The sequence below is a fragment of the Nocardia sp. PLKS1-43 genome (genome assembly GCF_059510335.1).
The window spans coordinates 283,476-301,130 of the sequence record NZ_JCAJZQ010000007.1 but is presented as its reverse complement, the minus strand read 5'-3'; the positions used below and the strand labels follow the sequence as shown (position 1 = coordinate 301,130).

The window sequence follows — 17,655 nt, the reverse complement described above, 5'->3', positions numbered from 1 at the left end:
GCAATTACCGGGTGTGTGCCGGAGAGCGCACTTGCATTGCTGGTTACACTGGCACCTCGTGATCACCCTGCGGAACGTCACCAAGTCATACAAAACCTCGACGCGTCCCGCGTTGGACAATGTTTCGGTCGAGGTGGAAAAGGGCGAGTTCCTGTTCATCATCGGGCCGTCCGGTTCCGGTAAGTCGACGTTCATGCGCCTGTTGCTCAAGGAGGAGCGGCCCACCACCGGCGAGATCCACGTCGCGGACTTCCGGGTGGACCGCCTGGCCGGGCGCAAGGTGCCCAAGCTGCGGCAGCGGATCGGCTGCGTCTTCCAGGACTTCCGGCTGCTGCAGCAGAAGACCGTCGAGCAGAACGTGGCCTTCGCGCTCGAGGTGATCGGCAAGAACCGCAAGTTCATCAACCGCGCGGTGCCGGAGGCGCTGGATCTGGTGGGCCTGTCCGGTAAGGCCGACCGGCTGCCCAGTGAGCTGTCCGGCGGTGAGCAGCAGCGCGTCGCGATCGCGCGGGCGTTCGTGAACCGGCCGCTGGTGCTGCTCGCCGACGAGCCCACCGGCAACCTCGACCCCGATACCAGTCAGGACATCATGACCCTGCTCGAACGGATCAACCGCGTAGGTACCACGGTGCTGATGGCCACGCACGACAACCACATCGTCGACGCGATGCGCCGGCGCGTGGTGGAACTCGATCGCGGGCGTCTGGTCCGCGACGAGGCGACCGGCGTGTACGGGGTGGGCCGGTAATGCGCGGAGCGTTCCTACTCAGCGAGGTCCTCAACGGCCTGCGCCGCAACGTCACCATGACCATCGCGATGATCCTGACCACCGCGGTATCGCTGACCATGCTCGGCGGCGGTCTGCTGGCGGTGAAGATGGCCGACAAGACCGAGCAGTACTTCCTGGACCGGCTCGAGGTGCGGCTGTACCTCGACGACACCGTGTCCGCGACCGATGTGGACTGTTCGAAGGATCCGTGCAAGACGCTGCTGGCGGATCTGAAGGACACCTCGGGCGTGGTGTCGGTGCAGTACCTCAACCGCGCGGATGCGGTCCGCGAGGCGAAGGAGAAGACGTTCAAGGATCAGCCGGAGCTGGCCGCCTACGTCGCGCAGTCGCCGCTGCCCGCCTCGCTGCGGGTCAAGATGACCGATGCCGGGACGTATCCGAGCATCCTGCAGAAATTCCAGGCCCGGCCCGGGGTGAAGTTCGTGCGCAACGACAAGGACGTGGTCGACCGGCTGGTCAGTCTCTTCGACGGTCTGCGCAACGCGGCGTTCGGTCTGGCGGTGCTCCAGGCGTTCGCGGCGGTGCTGCTGATCGCGAACATGGTGCAGATCGCGGCGTTCACCCGACGCGAGGAGGTCGGCATCATGCGACTGGTCGGCGCGAGCCGCTGGTATACGCAGTTGCCGTTCCTGCTCGAGGCGGTGGCCGCGGCGGTCGTCGGTTCGGTACTGGCGGTGCTGGGCTTGCTCGCGGCCCGGCCGCTGGTGATCGATCGGGCGCTGGGCTCGCTGTTCGAGTCGAAGGTGTTCCCGCGCATCACCGGCGACGACGTCACGCTGGTCGCGATGACGATCATTCCGGTCGGCATCGTCTTCGCCGCCGTGACGGCCTACGGCACGCTGCGCTACTACGTTCGCGAGTGAGTTCGCGCGTCCACTGAAGCCGCACCCGCTCCCGTCGAGGCAGCGGGTGCGGCTTTTTGGAGTAAGGGTGCGGTTGCGATCCCCGAAAGGGTGCGGTTGTCCCACGGAGAATATGCGTTCGCCATGTGCAACGGGTGCGATTGCCATGTGGAAGGTGTGCGGCGACGCATGATCGGCTCCCATCCCGCGCACGCACAGATCGATCGATTCTCGCTGCGCGACAATTGATTTCGCATGTATATGGGAAATCTGCGGGTATGTCCAGAACTGAAGACGTCCCGCCGCCGGCCCGAAGCGGCGAATTGCGCGTCCCTTACGACCCGCTGGAGCCCCGGGGCGGCGGGCTGGCGATAGCATGTCGAAGGTGAGTTCGCGGGAGACGCTCGAGACGGTGGCCGATTCGCTGATCGATCAGTCCGGCGTGGGCGCCGAACCCGATGCGGCGCAACAGGTTCTGCGGCGGGTATTCGGATACGACAGTTTCCGCGGATTACAGCACGACATCGTCACGCAGGTCATCGAGGGCGGCGACGCGCTGGTGCTGATGCCGACCGGCGGGGGCAAATCGCTGTGCTATCAGATTCCGGCGCTGGTGCGGCCCGGGGTCGGCGTCGTGATCTCGCCGCTCATCGCGCTGATGCAGGATCAGGTCGACGCGCTCAACGCCCTCGGCGTGCGCGCGGGCTTCCTGAATTCCACCCAGTACCCCGATGAGCGCCGCACGATGGAACAGCAGTTCCTGGCCGGCGAACTCGATGTGCTCTACCTCGCCCCCGAGCGGTTGCGGCTGGAGTCCACGCTGCAACTGCTGGACAAGGGCAAGGTGTCGGTGTTCGCCATCGACGAGGCGCACTGTGTGTCGCAGTGGGGCCACGATTTCCGGCCGGACTATCTGGCGTTGTCGGTACTGCACGAGCGCTGGCCCGATGTGCCGCGCATCGCGCTGACCGCAACCGCCACCGAGGCCACCCGCCGCGAGATCGCCGAGCGCCTGGATCTGACCGGCGCCAAGCATTTCGTCGCGGGCTTCGACCGCCCCAATATCCAGTACCGGATCGAGCCGAAGAACCGGGCCGATCAGCAGTTGCTGAGCTTCATCAGCGCCGAGCACGCCGGTGACGCGGGCATCGTCTACTGCCTCTCGCGCAACTCGGTGGAGAAGACCGCGGAATTCCTCACCCGCAACGGCATCGAGGCGGTGCCGTATCACGCGGGCCTGGACGCCCGCACCCGCGCGGCCAACCAGTCGCGTTTCCTGCGTGAGGACGGGCTGGTCGTGGTGGCGACCATCGCGTTCGGCATGGGCATCGACAAGCCCGATGTGCGGTTCGTCGCGCATCTCGATCTGCCCAAATCGGTGGAGGGCTACTATCAGGAGACCGGTCGCGCCGGTCGCGACGGCCTGCCCTCGACCGCGTGGATGGTGTACGGCCTCAACGATGTCGTGCAGCAGCGCAAGATGATCGACTCCTCGGAAGGCGATGCCGCGCACCGCCGTCAGTTGCAACTGCATCTGGACGCGATGCTCGCGCTGTGCGAGACGGTGCAGTGCCGCCGCACTCAGCTGCTGGCATATTTCGGCCAGCGTGGTGAAGCGTGCGGCAACTGCGACACCTGCCTGAATCCGCCCGAATCCTGGGACGGCACGGTGCCCGCGCAGAAGGTTCTCTCGGCGGTGTTGCGGCTCGAGCGCGAGCGGGGGCAGCGCTTCGGCGCCGGGCACATCGTGGACATCCTGGTCGGCAAGTCCAATCCGAAAGTGGTGCAGCACAAGCACAACGAGCTGAAGGTCTTCGGCGTCGGGGCAGAGTTGCGCGATATCGAATGGCGCGGCGTAATTCGGCAACTGCTCGCGCAGGGCCTGCTGGCCGTGCACGGGGACTACGGCGTTCTCGTGCTCACCGAGGCCAGCGAGGAGGTGCTGTTCAAGGGGCGTCAGGTGGCGCTGCGCCGGGAACCCGAACGCGTCAAGGTGGCGAAAGCGCCGCGCGCCAAGACATCTCGGCTCGCCGCCGCCGATCTGGCTCCGGCCGATGCCGGGCTGTTCGAGCGGCTGCGGGCCTGGCGTGCGGCAACCGCCAAGGAGCAGGGGGTTCCGGCGTACGTGGTCTTTCACGACGCGACGTTGCGGGAGATCGCCGCGCGCCGGCCCGCGAGCCTGGCTCAGCTCGGCGAGATCAGCGGTATCGGCGAGAACAAGCTCGCCAAGTACGGCGAGGGCGTGCTGGAGACGGTCACGGGGGAGCCGGGGTCGGACACATCCGCCGCGGCGGCCCCGAGCCGGCCCCCGGCTCGTCCCCGGACCGACGCGCCCGCCCGCCCGGCTGCTTCCGCGTCGCCGGCCCGCCCGGCTTCCGCGTCGTCGCGGACTCGGGCCGCCGCCCGGCCGGAACCGGCCCGGGAACCGGTTTCGCCGGCCTCGGCACGGGATCACGAACCGCCCCCGGACTGGGATTTCGAACCACCGCCGGACGATATGTACTGAACGTGCCAGGACGATCCGTTTATCACGACCCGAAACGTGGGTAACTTTCCGATATGACGCTCGGTAACGATGATGTCACCGGTGGTGGCGGCGCTCCCACCGAGGAGCCGACCCTCACGGTGACAGGGCCCGACCCGCAGGCGCAGCAGGCCGGCGCGGGCCACACTCGCCGGCACCGGCTGTGGCCTCGTCGGCAACAGCTGGGTCGTCCTCGGGTGTCCACGCTCGTGCTCATGTCGGTCTGGATCGCGGTGCTGGCGCTGTACCTGGAGGTACGCCCGGCATGAGTCCGTGCGGGCCTGCCACCGCCGCACGAACCCATTTCGATTCGGGCAAGTTTCCCCCACTCGCCCGCGTACCCGGATAGCGTTCCGGCATGGTCCACCACAACCATCAGTCCGATGGCGGCGACGCGCAGTCCGGTGGTTCCGATCGGGATGCGCCGGACGCTCCGGAGCCGGCCGGCCTTCGCGTTCGGGTGCTCGAGGGAACCGTCGACACCGGCTGGTTGCGTCCGCACACCTACCGTCATCTGGGGCATCCGCGCGTGTCGACGATCCTGCTGCTGCTCGTGTGGGTCGCGCTGTTCGTCCTGTACCTCGAGGTACACACCGGCTGATCCGGTTCGAGCACAACGGAGTTCGGATGTCGGGCGGGCACGTCCGGTTCGGTTCCTTGATATGTTGATGCCCTTGTAGCCTCGAAGCGGTACGCGAAAGGGTGTCCGTGTGACCGATCCCGAGTACCGGACCGAACATGTCTCGACGAACGATGTCGAAACCAAAGCCGACCGAACCGCGCTCTGGCACAACTATCTTCATACCAGGCAGGGGTCGGTCGGGCTCGCCTTCCGCAGCGGCGAGGACTTCCACTCCGCGGCGTTCGCCCAGGAGGTGGGCCCGCTCCAGATCGTCGAGTTCCAGTCCGACCCGCTGGATTACCAGCGCTCGCAGCGGAATGTCCGAGACGACGGTGACAACAGCTATCGGCTCCTCATCCCGCTGGAAGGGAAATTCGAGTTCGCACAGGGTGATTCGCGGGAGATCATTCAGCCGGGCAAGCTCGCGTTCTTCCACTGGGGCCAGCCCATGTACATGCGGCAGGACGAAACGCTTCGTGCGCTGATCATGACCGTTCCCGAGCAGTCCGTCACCCTCGCCCGCGCCGCGGACGCCCCGCTCGCCCTGGACGAGAGACGACCGCTGGTACGCCTGCTGGCGAATCAGGTCCGCGAGCTCGTCGACTGCCGCCAGGAGTGGACCGCGCAAGATTTCACCGTCGCTTTCTCCGGTGCGCTCACCCTGCTCCAAGGCATGCTCGACCCGGTCCGGCCCGTCGCGCCCGACAATCTCTCCGGCGTGGCTCGACGGGCGCGTGCGTTCATGGAGGTTCACGCCGGTGACCACACGGTGACACCGGAGGCCATCGCCAAGATGTGCGGCTGCTCCCCGCGCACGCTGTACAACGCCCTCAAACAGGCCGAGGGGCTCGCGCCGGGTGCGATGCTGCGCACGATCCGCCTGGACCGCGCACGGCGGAGACTGTCCACCCCGTTTCCGGTGGATATGGATCGGATCGCCTTCGAGACGGGCTTCAGCACGACACGCAGGTTCCGCGAGAGCTTCCGCCAGCACTTCGGGCAGAGCCCGGCCCAGTGGCGCGCTCAGCTGCTCGGCGTGGACGACGCCGGATAACCGGCACGAATCATCCTGCGGTGCACCACAATACGGCTGCGATGCCGCGATGACGAGATACGGCACCCGGCTTGCCGAAAAACGTCGCAACTTTGCCGGAAAACGGTAGAGACCCGGCCACGTCGACGCCTAACGTTCTCGAACGAAGCGAACCCCGCCCGCCGGGCCTGCTCGGAGCACCCCAGGAAAAAGTAGAAATTGATACCGATAGCAAATTACTCACGCCGACAACCCGCATAGTGTGTTGCACAAAGAGAAAGTTGCGTGGTCCGGGCTGCGACCGCGATGACCGGCACTGTGATGTTTCGGAGGGGAATACATTCACAGCGCGGATTGTCTCGCCGGTTTCGCCGGGTCGCCCGCACGGGGATAGCGGACGACTTCGACCGGTTCCATGGCATCGGAGGAATTCCGATGCGTCGCAGGTGACTGCCACGCCGATCCCGGGCGTCCCCTCGGGTCGCCTGGGTGTCGCCGAATTCCGCACCGAGGTCCGGTGAATATCGCACCGCAGCGGTGCGGCGTTTACAAGCCGGACCTGTGAAAAATCGCGCACATCGGAATTCGGCGCGAACAGGTCGTCGTGCCACGGATGCGGTGGTGACGCGGTAAGGTCTGCACCGGATTCAGGACACCATGTGAGGTTGGCGAAACCTCTTTCGCAATTCCGATGGGAGTGGGCGTGAAATACGGGAATTCGGTGGGGATCGCTGTCGCCGCGGCCGGGCTCGCGCTGTCGGTCTCGGGTTGTCAGGGGAACGATTCGGCGGCGCCGGGGACGACACCGCAGGCATCGTCCGCGCAGCAGGCGGCGTCCGCCGCGGCTTCCGCCGGCACGCAGGAGCGCCAGTCGAACGCGGCCTCGCCCTGCCGCACCGCGGACCTCTCGGCGCGGCTCGGCGCGCAGAAGCAGGTCCCCGTGAACGCCCAGGGGCAGTTGGGAGCCGCTGGTACGCACTACGATCTGCCGCTCATCTTCACCAATCACTCGGCGCATGCCTGCGTCATGTCCGGCTTCCCGGGCGTCGATCTGGTCGGACCGGGCTCGGCCTACTCCCTGCCGCGAGTCGGCGACGCGTCTCCGGTGACCCTCGCCCCGGGCGCCAGCGCGCACAGTGTCATCTACTACATCGACCCCTCTGGCAGTCTCCCGCCAGGCGAGCAGGGGTCGCTGTGGACGCCGACGAAGGTCTCGGTCACCCCGCCGAACGAAACCACGCAACTGTCGGTGCCGTGGAGTGTCGGAAATCCGGTCGACAACGCGGACCAGGCGTCCGGTACCGCCGCTGCGCACATCCAGCCGATTCAGGCCGGAGCCTGATGGTCGCCACCGTCTCGATCGCCTCGGCAGGCCAGGTCGACGAGTTCGCCCGCGGGGCCTTCGAGGCGGCGAGGTGAGCGCCACACCGCTCGAAGCAGCCGCGACAGGTCGAGGCCATCGACCTCGACGGTCCGCAGTGCGCCCGAACCCAGGTGGTCGGCGACCGCCAAGGTGCTCAGCACGGCGGGACCGACCCCTTCCAATACGCTGGTGCGAATAGCCGCGGCGCTGCCCAATTCCAGCAGCGGCTCGGCCCGGTCGTATTCCTGCAACGCCACGTCCAGCGTGTTCCGCATGCCCGATCCGGGTTCTCGAACCACCAGTGGCGTGGCTGCCAATTCGGCGATCGGAATCGGCTTGCCGCGTCGGGCCCACGGATGTTCCGGATGCACCACGACGACGAGGCTGTCCCGGGCGACGGCGATACTGTGCAATTCGGGTGGAACCGTGGGTGACTCCACGAAGCCCACTCCGCATTCACCGCTGATTACCTGCTCGAATACCCGAGTGGAATTGTATACCTGGAGATGGACGGTGATTTCCGGATGCAATCCGCGCAGGCGGCCGAGCCAGCGCGGCAGGAGGTGCTCGGCGACCGTCATACTCGCGCCCACCGTGAGTTCCGGCGCATGTCCGATGCGTAGCCCCTCGGCGACATCGAGGAGTTTGTTCGCGTCGGTGAGAACGATTCGCGCCCAGTGCGCGACGACGGTTCCCTGCGCCGTGAGCGACGAGCCGCTGGTCTTGCGTTCGAGCAGCGGCAGCCCGAACTGCCGTTCCAGGCGTTTGACGGCCCTGCTCGCATTGGGTTGTGGAATCCCCAGCTTACGGCCCGCGGCGCTGAGGCTTCCGTAGTCGTCGACGCCCACCAGTAGTTCCAGTGCAGCGAAATCCGGGAACCGCCGAGACATGCGTCGACGATATAGCCGCGCGCTGGGGTATGTCCATCTGATATGGCCCCATGCGAAGAATCCGTCTTCCGCATCTTCCGGGAATACTCGATCGTGAACGCATGAGCACTCGGGTGAATGGTGAAGCGGAGATATCGGCCGTTGGCGTGACTCGATCACGCCGTTCACGCAGTATTGCCGCGCTGACGCCGGGGCTTGCGCTGTGCATCCTGGCCACGGCGGCGGCGATGACGGTCAATCATTTCTTGCCGGCCGTCAGCCCGTTGCTGATCGCGATAGTGCTCGGAGCCGTTCTGGCCAATGTGACACGAATACCCGTGCGAATTCAGCCCGGATTACATTTTTCCGCGAAGCGGCTTCTGCGAGCGGGCGTGGCACTTCTCGGTCTGCAACTGACGCTCCGAAATGTCCTCGACCTCGGCTGGGGAATGATCGTCGTGGTGATGGCGATCGTCTTCCTGGGCATCGGCGGGACGATGTTCGCCGGAAAACTTCTCGGCATCGGCTGGACGCAAAGACTGCTCATCGCCTGCGGATTCTCCATCTGCGGCGCGGCGGCGGTCGCCGCGGTCGACGGTGTGGTCGATGCCGACGAGCAGGAGGTGGTCGCCGGGGTCGCGCTGGTCATCCTGTTCGGCACGCTGATGATTCCGATCGTCCCGTTGCTGTCGCACGCGCTCGGCCTGTCCGATGCGACCGCCGGTCTGTGGGCGGGCGGTTCGATCCACGAGGTCGCTCAGGTGGTCGCGGCCGGCAGCGCGATCGGCGGTGCGGCACTGGGCGTCGCGGTGGTGGTGAAGCTCGCCCGCGTGCTGATGCTGGCCCCGGTCATGCTGGTTCTCGGTGTGCGCCAACGCAACCGGGGCAGCGCGGACCTCGACGTGAAGCGCCCACCGCTGGTCCCTTTCTTCGTCGTGGCCTTCCTCGGCTGCGTTCTGCTCCGCTCGTCCGGCCTGCTGCCCACCGTGATTCTCGACGATGCCAAAACCGCGCAGACACTCCTGCTGACCGCCGCGATGTTCGCCCTGGGCTGCGGCGTCCGCGCGACCACCATCGCGAAGGTCGGCGCCCGCCCCCTGATCCTCGCCGTCGCCTCCACCGTCTGGGTGGCGACGATCGCCCTCGTCGGTGTGCTGATCGCGTCGTGATTCACCCGCCGGGCTTTGCGCCCGGCCGCCGCCGCGTCCGGCCGCGCCTCGAGGGCCCGGGGGTGGCCGCTGTACGTGAAATAGTCTGGTGCACAACAAGTTCGGAGCACCGCATGGTTTCCGGCCGGCTCGGGCCCATCCCGTTGGCGCGATCATCGGCCGAGACCTTGCCGGGGATGGCGAATCCAGCGCCGAATGTGACGTACGCGCGTGCTTGCCTTCTGTCGGACGTTTTCGGGCCGCCGGGTTGTTGACGTATGCGCTGGGCCCGTCCGCGTCCGTAAGCTGGTCGGGCGATGTGGGCGTGCGGCGGGCGGGGGTAAATCGATTGCCGCTCACCAGGGCGAATGTGTTAGAAGGGTGTACATGAAGGAGCAGGGGCGCAAGGTCATCGCCACCAATCGGCGGGCGCGGCACAACTACGCGATCCTCGATACCTACGAGGCCGGGGTCGCGCTGGTCGGTACCGAGGTCAAGAGCCTGCGCGAGGGTAAGGCGTCGCTGGTGGACGCGTACGCCACCATCGACGACGGTGAGGTGTGGCTGCGGGGGCTGCACATTCCCGAATACGGGCACGGCACGTGGACCAATCATTCACCGCGCCGCACCCGCAAACTGCTGATGCACCGCCGGGAGATCGACAAGCTCACCGGCAAGGTGAAGGAGAGCAATCAGACGCTCGTGCCGCTGTCGATGTACTTCTCCGACGGCAAGGTCAAGGTGGAGCTCGCGTTGGCCAAGGGTAAGCAGGACTACGACAAACGTCAGGATCTGGCCCGCCGCACGATGGAGCGGGAGGTGACTCGGGAGCTCGGTCGGCGTGTGAAGGGCATCCGTTGATCGGAGTGCTGCTGGCGCTGCTGGCGGCAATCGGCTACGGCGTGAGCGATTTCGCGGGTGGGGTCGCGTCCCGGCGAGTTGCCGCGTTGCGGGTGGTGATCGTGTCCTATCCGCTGTCGGTGCTGATCTTGTCGGTCGTCGCGCCGCTGGTCGGCGGGCATTGTGACACGGCTTCGCTGCTGTGGGGCGTGGCGTCGGGTGTGGCCAGCGGGCTGGCCGTGTGGTGGTTCTACGCGGCGCTGGCCAGCGGGCCGATGGCGGTGGTCTCACCGCTGACCGCGGTGCTGGTCGCCGGTGTTCCGGTGCTGGTGGGGATGGTGATCGGGGAACGTTCGAGTCCGCCGGCCTATGTCGGGATCGGCCTCGCGTTGATCGCGGTGGTGCTGGTCAGCAAGGAATCGCCCGATGACGTGACCGAGGAGATCACCGGGGGCCGGAAGTTGCGTTTCGACCGTCGCGTCGCATTGCTGACGGTCGGCTCGGGTCTGGCGTTCGGACTCGCCTTCGTCTGTCTGCACGAGACGACGACCGCGTCGGGCATCTGGCCGGTACTGTTCTCGCGCGTCGCGGCGACCCTGGTCGTCTGGGTGGCCGCGCTGGCGGCCGGTCAATTCCGAGCGCCGCGCGGTGAGCCTTTGCGGCTGGCGTGCTACGTCAGCGTCCTGGATGTGATCGCGAACGTGGCCATGCAGTATGCGTTCCATTCCGGCCTGCTGTCCCTGATCAGCGTGATCGGCTCGCTCTACCCGGCGGCAACGGTCCTGCTGGCGATGGTCCTGCTCGGCGAGCGGGCCGGACCGTTGCAGAAGATCGGTATGGCGATGGCGCTGGGTTCCGTCGCGCTGATCGCCACGGCCTGAACCGGCCGCCCCCGTCGGGCGAGTCGCTGTCCCGGCTACTGCAGGGGAATCTCCACGCCGAGATCGTCGTCGGATCGCGGGCCGAAGATCCGCCGGTCGGCTTCGCTGATCGGTACGTCGTTGATGCTGGCCTCGCGTCGTTCCATGAGGCCGGCCGCGCTGAACTGCCACAACTCGTTGCCGTAGCTGCGCCACCACTGACCGGCCGAGTCGTGCCACTCGTACTGGAACCGGACCGCCATGCGGTTCTCCCGGAAACCCCACAGGCTCTTGCGCAGGGCGTAGTCGAGTTCGCGCTCCCACTTGGCGGTCAGGAACCGGACGATCTCCTCGCGGCCCGTGACGAACACGTCGCGGTTACGCCACACTGAATCGGGCGTGTAGGCCAGCGCCACGTGCTGCGGGTCGCGAGTATTCCACGCGTCCTCGGCTGCCTGCACCTTCTGGCGTGCGGTCTCCGCGGTGAACGGCGGGAACGGCGGGCGGGGTTCGCTCATCGGTGACCTTCCTTCGGCAGGGTTGTCGGTGCTGGAGTCATGACCGGCGACAACTAGTGTTCCAGTTCCGCCACGGACTCGTGACCGGCGGCGCTGGTGCGTCGCAGGAAGTCGGTGATGACCCCCAGCTCGGCCTCGGAATGGTTGGCGCAGACCGCGTCCATCCGCTGGGCCATTCCCGAGAAGAGTTGGAACAGAACGCGATTGCGGTCACGCACGAGCCGCAGCGTGACCGCGCGGCGGTCGGGTGATTCCGGATCGCGCTCGGGCACGATCCAGCCCGCCTTCCGCATGCGGTCCAGAGTCCCGGTCAAAGCCCGCCTGGCCGGGTGCACCCGGCCAGGCGGGCCAGTGCGGTGGGGTGTCAGCGGGTCGGATCAGGCGGGTTCGACGCGGAACACCGCGATCCGGGCCGCGGCCGCGGCGACTCCGTCGGGTGTCGCCTCGTCCGCCAGACCCGTGGTGACGAATCGGGACCCGACGCTGGCCGGGCTGGTGGCGACCAGATTGCGCAGGACCGGACCGCGCTGATCCACCGGCAGTTCCACCAGGCGGGCCGTGGTGGACCTGCGGCCGCGCGTCAGGGTGACGGTGTCGGCCGCGCGCACGTTGGCGACCCAGGCGGCCTTCGGGAACGCCTGGAAGATATATCGGCCGCCGTCGTCGAGTTCGTTCACCGCGATCGGGAAGGTGAGCAATCGCCCGCTGCGCCGGCCCGGGACGGTCAGCAGCTGCATCGGCCCGAAGGCGATGCCCAGGCGCTGCAGCCCGGTGATGGCCTTGTTGATCGTGTTGGTCATCCGGCGGTATCTGTCTGCGTTCATGCGATCGATCGTACGCCGAATGATACGAGGCGCATATAGTGCGAACATCATATTTGTTCGGGCCGCGGTCTCGCCCGTGGACGTCCGGCCCGTTGGCGATGCACGGGCGCGGATCAGTGCAGTCTGCGGATGTCGCCGCGGACGCGATAGAAGCCGCCACGCGCGGACTCGCTGACCGCATCGACGACGTATCGCGCGCCGTACTCGCGAATCTCCTTCGGGAACTGGACATTCCACGAACCGTCATAACCGGGGGAGGCCACGTGGACGCGAAGTTTTCCGCCCTCGCGGACACACTCCACCACGACGCCCGTGCCGGGATCGGCCGTCACCTCGAGGGCGGCGCTGGGGGTTACCGCGGCGATCTCGGGGGCCTTGACCGACACCGTCTGCGGCAGCACGCCCTGCTCGGCGTCGCGAATGCCCGATTCGCTGACATCCAGGCAGGCCAGCGTGCCATTGGTGGTCACCAGGTAGAGCCGGTCGGCGTGATACTGCATCGAGAACGCCGAGCCGCAGCCAGTGGCCAGTTTCCAGAGCCGCCGGCCGGCGGAGTCGAAACAGTAGACCGAGGAGTGATTGTCGCCGGCGAAGACGTAGCGGCCGTCCGGTGATGTGGCACAGGAGAATACGGCCGCGTCGCACTGGTAGACGCGCTCGGACCGCCCGTTCTCGGCGATCAGGCGCACCTCCCCGCTGCTGGTTCCGGCGTAGACCGAGGTGGTCTCCTGCCAGCCGAACAGCACCGGTCCGGTGTTCACGTGCCAGCGGGATTCGCCGCTGGTCAGGTCATACGCGGTGACTCCGTGGGAGTGACCGTGACAGACGCCCTCGCGGGAAACGCGGACCATCCACCCGGAATCGCCGGTGCTGCGCCTGCTCCACAACGACTCCTCCTCGTGATCGATCACGGTGATCCCGCCCTGCCGATCGGAGACGCCGAGGATGCCGTCGTGGATGTCGAGCCAGTAGATGTCGACATCGGAGGCGATGTCGTACGCCGCCCGGGGCACCTTGCCCGACAGGTCGTAGACACGTCCGTCGTCGCAGCCCGCGTAGATCCAGAAATCGTCGGCCACAATGCATTTCACCGAATCGGGCAGCCGGAACCGGCCGATCGGGGCGCCCTCGGGCGTCAGCGTGAACACATCGCCCGCCTCGTTGCCGACCCAGCAGCGCGACTCGTCGACGAAGATGCCGTACGCGGGTGCGCCCGAGTCGAACGTCCACAGCACCGGAGCGGATTTCGCCGTCGAACGCTGGCTGACGATGGCCCGGCGGGTGACCTGGCGTTTGGCGCGCGCCCCAAGGACCGCGGGCGCGTAGCCCTTGCGCATCTTCTCGGCGACCTTCTTACCGGCCGCCGCCGCGGCCTTCTCCGTCGTGGGGAACGAACTCACCTGTGTCTGACCGGCATCCCCGATCCGCCCGTAGCGGATCGTGACCTGGGTGCCCGCGACGGCGACCTCGTAGAACTTGTGCGCAGAGCCGTTCGCCTCGGACAGCTCGAGATAGGTTGTGCCCCCGAAAGTCATTGCATCGCCTCATGTTTCGAATCATCGGTATGGGCCAGAACGTATCAGGGGGTACCGACAAGTTTCGATCGCCGCGTTCCCCGGCCCGCCGTCACGCGGCGGAGTCGCTGATGCGCTGCCTGTTGCGCGTGCTGTTCCGGTCGGCGGTCCGGCGGATCCGGCCGGAGGGGCGGCCGGTCGGCGCGGGCCGTGGCATGGCGGGAATGTCTTCCGTACACGAGGTGTTACTATGAACAGCCCGGTCACAAGCCGGGCAACTGGATTGAAGTACGGGGCTGAACGGTTTCGACTACGTGCGTCGATTCAGGGGAAGCGTGTCGGTGCAGGCAGGAGACCACCGTAAGCGTCGCTGCAACCCTATAAGCGCCGATTCTCATCAGCGCGACTACGCTCTCGCTGCCTAAGCAGTAGAGCGTGTCTGTCAGCCCGGGTTCGCCTTCGGCCCGGCCCCTGGCATCAGCTAGAAGGCTCACCGTCCGACTCGGTCGCGGAGTAGGGCGGGACATCCAACAGCGACTGGGATCGTCATCTCGGCTCGTTCGCAAGACCGGGAGATCCAAGCAGAGACAACGCGAACTGCACACGGAGAAGCCCTGGAGAAGCGGCGGAGGACCCGGGTTCGATTCCCGGCAGCTCCACCACAGGCCCCTCACCTGCACCGCAGGTGAGGGGCCTTTTCATGCCCGACCAGTCGTAGATCTGGGCACATTTCGGGCACACTTCTCCGCAGCGGCCCGCAATCCGGTGCCCATCCGAACAGCCACGCCATCGAGGTCGTCCTCGAACAGATGCCCATAGTTGTCGAGCGTCATGGTCGCCGTCAGGTGCCCGAGTTGGCGCTGAATCGTCTTCACATTCGCGCCGCTGTGCTGGATGATGTTGACCTACGTGGTCCGCTTCCCTGATCTGTTCGGCGCCGTACGCGGCATTCCCGAGGGTGCTGTCGTCGTAGGCGGAAAGGCCGATCGACATGTTTGGGGCGGCCCCCGGTCCGGTAATCGACAATCCTGACCGCAACGTTGCGGAATGAAGCCGGATGTCCCGGCTTCAACCACGGCTCTGGTGCGTGTCAGGCCTTGCTTGCCTCGAGGACGAGCACGGGTAGCAATAGTGCTCCTGTCTCGGTGAATTCGGGGTGGAAGTTGTGTTGTGCGAATCGTTCGAGCATATGGGCGGGCATTGGGTTGGTTTCCAGTCGATCGGTTCGCAGGGTGGTGACGGACCAGGTCGGCTCCGAGAAGGCGGTGCGGAGCTGTTGTTCGGACACCGGGTGTGGTGAGTAGAGCTCGCCGTGTTCGGCTGGGGTGAAGCAGAATTGGATCACTCGGCCGCCGGGTTTGAGTGCTCGGGTCAGTGCGGCCAGGTGTGCTTGTTGTTGTTGAGGATTCAGGTTGTGCAGTAGCCCGCTGCTCAGCACTGTGTCGAAATAGTTGTCGTAGCCTTCGAGCGTAGTTGCGTCGCCCGCGGCGAAATCGACGTCCAGACCGCGTGCTGCGGCTCGGGCGCGGGCCTGTTCGATGGCGGTGGGCGCGACGTCCAGGCCGATGACCGAGTATCCCAGGTCGGCGAGATGAATGGCGTTGTCGCCGGGGCCGCAGCCGACGTCGAGGATCCTCCCGGTGATGCGGCCCTGTCGTTCGAATTCCAGGACCAGTGGCTGTGGCCGGCCGATGTCCCAGGGGGCGCGTTGCATGACGAGTCCGGTGGAGAATTCGTCGCCGCGGTACATGGGTTCGAAGTCGGAGGTGGCCATGTCGATCTTCGGTGTTTCGTTGGTGTCGTTCACCGTGTGTCCCTTCGGTGTCGGATGGGTCGGATCTCGTGGGCCGGCGTCGATCGCTCGGCTCGTGGGTTGCGCCCGGACCCCAGCGAATCGAGGAACCGCTGCTGTGCAGTGGTCTCCGTTGTCTGGATCGGCCTGCCGGTTGTCCCCTTGCGGGAATTGCTGCCTGCACGGCTCGGCGTCGGGTTGTGTGTAGTCCGGGATTGGCGGAGGTGTCCGCGCCCCACGTATACGAGTGTAACATATAATATATGAGTTTCGTATAGTATCTAATATATTGTAAGTCGAGGGCTCCAGCCGTAAGGTCGTGAAGGGTGGCGCGACGCACTCGCCAACTTTTGGTACGGATATGAGATCGGCTGCAGCGCAGCGTTGTTCGGCGTCTCCTGCGGGTGCGGAGGCGGGCACCTCGTGATCGCGGCGGGCGGTGCCCTGCTCAGCGGCCGGCGGAGCCTTCCTTTCGGATGATCCGCATGAAACTCGGGTTGCCGACCGCGGTGATTATTCCGACGGCTTTGTGTAGACAGGAGTCGTCGCCCGCCAGCGCCAGCAGACCGGCCGCGAGGTCGGTGCGGGCAGTGAAACGGCCCTCGGCGCGGCCCTGGGTTCCGAATTGGTGAACGGCGAGATCATGCGGCCGGTAACGCTCCATCGGTATCTCATCGTGCTCGTGAGTACGAGCATATCCCATAATGCATGCGTTGCATATAATACGTAATACATACTATACGCCGGGATGCGCCGATCGCGGACATGGATGTCGAACGCCGCTCGGTCCAGGCGGCTGGATGTGGTGGCCGAACTACGGCAGCAGAGTTGAAACCCTTGCGGTAGTTGATGTTTCAGCGTGCCGTTACCGATGGCGGACTCCGTCGGGCGGCCGGCGGACGTCTTGCGGACGCGGCGTCGGTCCGTAGACGCGGGCGGGCGTCCGGCTACGCGGTGTCGAGTTCTTCGGTGGAACTGTGTCCGGCTTCGGCGGTGCGGCGGAGGAAGTCGGCGATCACCTCGAGTTCGCTCTCGGTGTAATCGCGGCAGAGCGCATCCATCCTCTTGTTCATTCCGGTGAGGGTGCGGTAGAGCTCCTGGTTGCGCTCGCGCAGGGCGCGCACGGTGACGGCGCGGCGGTCGGGGGAGTGCGGGTCGCGTTCTCGGACAACCCATCCGGCGCGTTCCAGTCGATCGAGTACTCCGGTGAGAGTTGCCGGGTGCAGGCCGGTCCGCCGTGCCAGCTCCTTCGGGGACAGCGGGCCCTGCCGGTTCAACAGATCCACGCAGGTCCAGTCGGCGTCCTTGAGTTCAACCTTGCTGCTCATCCGCCGGTTGAGCAGTGACATCTGGATGTTGAGGTCACGTAGCGCCTCTTTGACACCGTTGGTCAGCTGGCGGCGGCGCCTCGCCCCGGCTTGATCTGTCACTGACCTGTACCTTACGACTCGCGCGGCTAGTTATTCATTATTCGTATCATACGATAGGCATGAGAGTGCGTCCGGCCACGGCGGGGTGGGTTCGGATTGTGCGGCCTGCAGCTGCCGACGTGGATGCTAAGCGGCGAGCCCCAGAGCCAGGCTCGCGACAGCGAGAGGGAGGAAGAACGTCACGGCACCGAAGAAGGTCTGTGAGTAGTCACCCACCCGAACATGGGTGTAGGCGGCACAGACGAAGAACAGGATCAGGCCGATGGCTGCCGCTGCCCCGATGAGCGGTACGCCGAGCAGGCCGATCGTGAGGCCTACCGCGCCTGCCGTTTTCAGTGTGCCGATCGGGAAGACGAGCCAGGACCGAGGGACCCCGGCTGTTTCCATCGCGGGACCCAGAACCTTCATGATCGGCCGGAACCGGGTGATCGCGGCAAGACCGGAGAAGGCATTGGCGCCGATGGCGATGAGGGTTACGACCAAATATGCGGTTGACATCGGAACTCCTTGGGAAATGAGATGCGGTCGGTTTCCGGGATTCCCGCCCGCCCGACGGCTTGCGACGGACGGGATGCGGTCGAGGGCCGGCGCACCGGGATGCCGTCACATTGACTCGCGGAACCCGACGATGACCTTTTGAAGCGTTGACCATCCGGCGCCAGCCCTGTGTGTCCGTGACCGCAATG

General features: G+C 66.1%; 19 protein-coding genes and 1 other RNA gene. 11 read left to right on the top strand and 9 right to left on the bottom strand.

Features of this window, described 5'->3' with window-relative positions:
* Nucleotides 1–58 precede the first annotated feature (58 nt).
* From ftsE to AC5WS7_RS25445, 7 genes are all read left to right on the top strand, one after another.
* Complete coding sequence (gene ftsE, locus AC5WS7_RS25475; RefSeq protein WP_495957083.1) at nucleotides 59–748, top strand: cell division ATP-binding protein FtsE; 690 nt, start codon at nucleotides 59–61, stop codon at nucleotides 746–748.
* On the top strand, nucleotides 748–1,653 hold the full coding sequence (ftsX, locus tag AC5WS7_RS25470) for a permease-like cell division protein FtsX (protein WP_495957082.1): 906 nt from the start codon (nucleotides 748–750) through the stop codon (nucleotides 1,651–1,653). The genes ftsE and ftsX overlap by 1 nt, the downstream gene beginning before the upstream one ends.
* Before the next feature lie 391 nt (nucleotides 1,654–2,044).
* Nucleotides 2,045–4,138 (top strand): DNA helicase RecQ, encoded by a 2,094-nt coding sequence (gene recQ, locus AC5WS7_RS25465; RefSeq protein WP_495957190.1) that lies wholly within the window; start codon nucleotides 2,045–2,047, stop codon nucleotides 4,136–4,138.
* Between the two features lie 53 nt (nucleotides 4,139–4,191).
* Complete coding sequence (locus AC5WS7_RS25460) at nucleotides 4,192–4,425, top strand: WLR motif membrane protein (protein WP_495957081.1); 234 nt, start codon at nucleotides 4,192–4,194, stop codon at nucleotides 4,423–4,425.
* A gap of 89 nt (nucleotides 4,426–4,514) precedes the next feature.
* On the top strand, nucleotides 4,515–4,757 hold the full coding sequence (locus AC5WS7_RS25455) for a WLR motif membrane protein (protein ID WP_495957080.1): 243 nt from the start codon (nucleotides 4,515–4,517) through the stop codon (nucleotides 4,755–4,757).
* 109 nt (nucleotides 4,758–4,866) lie between these two features.
* Nucleotides 4,867–5,832: a helix-turn-helix domain-containing protein gene (locus AC5WS7_RS25450; protein WP_495957079.1), complete on the top strand. Its 966-nt coding sequence runs from the start codon at nucleotides 4,867–4,869 to the stop codon at nucleotides 5,830–5,832.
* A gap of 682 nt (nucleotides 5,833–6,514) precedes the next feature.
* Nucleotides 6,515–7,153: a DUF4232 domain-containing protein gene (locus tag AC5WS7_RS25445; protein ID WP_495957078.1), complete on the top strand. Its 639-nt coding sequence runs from the start codon at nucleotides 6,515–6,517 to the stop codon at nucleotides 7,151–7,153.
* Here AC5WS7_RS25445 and AC5WS7_RS25440 read toward each other — a convergent pair.
* Nucleotides 7,138–8,064, bottom strand: a complete 927-nt coding sequence (locus AC5WS7_RS25440) for a LysR family transcriptional regulator (protein ID WP_495957077.1) — start codon at nucleotides 8,062–8,064, stop codon at nucleotides 7,138–7,140. The two genes, AC5WS7_RS25445 and AC5WS7_RS25440, sit on opposite strands and share 16 nt — an antisense overlap.
* Before the next feature lie 101 nt (nucleotides 8,065–8,165).
* On the opposite strand from AC5WS7_RS25440, the gene AC5WS7_RS25435 reads away from it, so the two are divergent.
* From AC5WS7_RS25435 to AC5WS7_RS25425, 3 genes are all read left to right on the top strand, one after another.
* Nucleotides 8,166–9,212 carry a YeiH family protein gene (locus tag AC5WS7_RS25435; protein WP_495957076.1) on the top strand — a complete coding sequence of 349 codons (1,047 nt, stop codon included), beginning with the start codon at nucleotides 8,166–8,168 and terminating at the stop codon, nucleotides 9,210–9,212.
* 366 nt (nucleotides 9,213–9,578) lie between these two features.
* Entirely contained in the window at nucleotides 9,579–10,052 is a 474-nt protein-coding gene (gene smpB, locus AC5WS7_RS25430; protein WP_495957075.1) for an SsrA-binding protein SmpB, read from the top strand.
* Nucleotides 10,049–10,912, top strand: coding sequence for a DMT family transporter (locus tag AC5WS7_RS25425; protein WP_495957074.1), 864 nt, complete (start codon nucleotides 10,049–10,051; stop codon nucleotides 10,910–10,912). Before smpB ends, AC5WS7_RS25425 begins: the two co-directional genes overlap by 4 nt.
* A gap of 35 nt (nucleotides 10,913–10,947) precedes the next feature.
* On the opposite strand, the gene AC5WS7_RS25420 is transcribed toward AC5WS7_RS25425, so the two are convergent.
* The 4 genes from AC5WS7_RS25420 to AC5WS7_RS25405 form a co-directional block, all read right to left on the bottom strand.
* A complete protein-coding gene (locus tag AC5WS7_RS25420) occupies nucleotides 10,948–11,409 on the bottom strand; it encodes a nuclear transport factor 2 family protein (RefSeq protein ID WP_495957073.1) in 462 nt (153 codons plus the stop codon).
* 53 nt (nucleotides 11,410–11,462) lie between these two features.
* A complete protein-coding gene (locus AC5WS7_RS25415; RefSeq protein ID WP_495957072.1) occupies nucleotides 11,463–11,702 on the bottom strand; it encodes a hypothetical protein in 240 nt (79 codons plus the stop codon).
* Nucleotides 11,703–11,786: 84 nt separating this feature from the next.
* Nucleotides 11,787–12,233: a nitroreductase/quinone reductase family protein gene (locus tag AC5WS7_RS25410; protein WP_495957071.1), complete on the bottom strand. Its 447-nt coding sequence runs from the start codon at nucleotides 12,231–12,233 to the stop codon at nucleotides 11,787–11,789.
* A 113-nt stretch (nucleotides 12,234–12,346) separates the two neighbouring features.
* Entirely contained in the window at nucleotides 12,347–13,768 is a 1,422-nt protein-coding gene (locus AC5WS7_RS25405) for a WGR domain-containing protein (protein WP_495957070.1), read from the bottom strand.
* A 271-nt stretch (nucleotides 13,769–14,039) separates the two neighbouring features.
* On the opposite strand from AC5WS7_RS25405, the gene ssrA reads away from it, so the two are divergent.
* Nucleotides 14,040–14,409: a transfer-messenger RNA gene (ssrA, locus tag AC5WS7_RS25400) on the top strand.
* A gap of 428 nt (nucleotides 14,410–14,837) precedes the next feature.
* Here ssrA and AC5WS7_RS25395 read toward each other — a convergent pair.
* The 4 genes from AC5WS7_RS25395 to AC5WS7_RS25380 form a co-directional block, all read right to left on the bottom strand.
* Entirely contained in the window at nucleotides 14,838–15,554 is a 717-nt protein-coding gene (locus tag AC5WS7_RS25395; RefSeq protein ID WP_495957069.1) for a class I SAM-dependent methyltransferase, read from the bottom strand.
* Nucleotides 15,555–15,987: 433 nt separating this feature from the next.
* Nucleotides 15,988–16,203, bottom strand: a complete 216-nt coding sequence (locus AC5WS7_RS25390; protein WP_495957068.1) for a hypothetical protein — start codon at nucleotides 16,201–16,203, stop codon at nucleotides 15,988–15,990.
* 283 nt (nucleotides 16,204–16,486) lie between these two features.
* Nucleotides 16,487–16,969 carry a MarR family winged helix-turn-helix transcriptional regulator gene (locus tag AC5WS7_RS25385; RefSeq protein WP_495957067.1) on the bottom strand — a complete coding sequence of 161 codons (483 nt, stop codon included), beginning with the start codon at nucleotides 16,967–16,969 and terminating at the stop codon, nucleotides 16,487–16,489.
* A 126-nt stretch (nucleotides 16,970–17,095) separates the two neighbouring features.
* On the bottom strand, nucleotides 17,096–17,467 hold the full coding sequence (locus AC5WS7_RS25380; RefSeq protein WP_495957066.1) for a DoxX family protein: 372 nt from the start codon (nucleotides 17,465–17,467) through the stop codon (nucleotides 17,096–17,098).
* Between the last annotated feature and the right edge of the window lie 188 nt (nucleotides 17,468–17,655).

Excerpts from the sequence above, each read along its gene's own strand:
- AC5WS7_RS25415 (WP_495957072.1), bottom strand. The coding sequence starts at position 11,702 with ATGCGGAAGGCGGGCTGGATCGTGCCCGAGCGCGATCCGGAATCACCC.
- AC5WS7_RS25455 (WP_495957080.1), top strand. The coding sequence starts at position 4,515 with ATGGTCCACCACAACCATCAGTCCGATGGCGGCGACGCGCAGTCCGGT.
- smpB (WP_495957075.1), top strand. The coding sequence starts at position 9,579 with ATGAAGGAGCAGGGGCGCAAGGTCATCGCCACCAATCGGCGGGCGCGG.
- AC5WS7_RS25380 (WP_495957066.1), bottom strand. The coding sequence starts at position 17,467 with ATGTCAACCGCATATTTGGTCGTAACCCTCATCGCCATCGGCGCCAAT.
- AC5WS7_RS25440 (WP_495957077.1), bottom strand. The coding sequence starts at position 8,064 with ATGTCTCGGCGGTTCCCGGATTTCGCTGCACTGGAACTACTGGTGGGC.
- AC5WS7_RS25460 (WP_495957081.1), top strand. The coding sequence starts at position 4,192 with ATGACGCTCGGTAACGATGATGTCACCGGTGGTGGCGGCGCTCCCACC.
- AC5WS7_RS25405 (WP_495957070.1), bottom strand. The coding sequence starts at position 13,768 with ATGACTTTCGGGGGCACAACCTATCTCGAGCTGTCCGAGGCGAACGGC.
- AC5WS7_RS25410 (WP_495957071.1), bottom strand. The coding sequence starts at position 12,233 with ATGAACGCAGACAGATACCGCCGGATGACCAACACGATCAACAAGGCC.
- AC5WS7_RS25420 (WP_495957073.1), bottom strand. The coding sequence starts at position 11,409 with ATGAGCGAACCCCGCCCGCCGTTCCCGCCGTTCACCGCGGAGACCGCA.
- ftsX (WP_495957082.1), top strand. The coding sequence starts at position 748 with ATGCGCGGAGCGTTCCTACTCAGCGAGGTCCTCAACGGCCTGCGCCGC.
- AC5WS7_RS25390 (WP_495957068.1), bottom strand. The coding sequence starts at position 16,203 with ATGGAGCGTTACCGGCCGCATGATCTCGCCGTTCACCAATTCGGAACC.
- AC5WS7_RS25435 (WP_495957076.1), top strand. The coding sequence starts at position 8,166 with ATGAGCACTCGGGTGAATGGTGAAGCGGAGATATCGGCCGTTGGCGTG.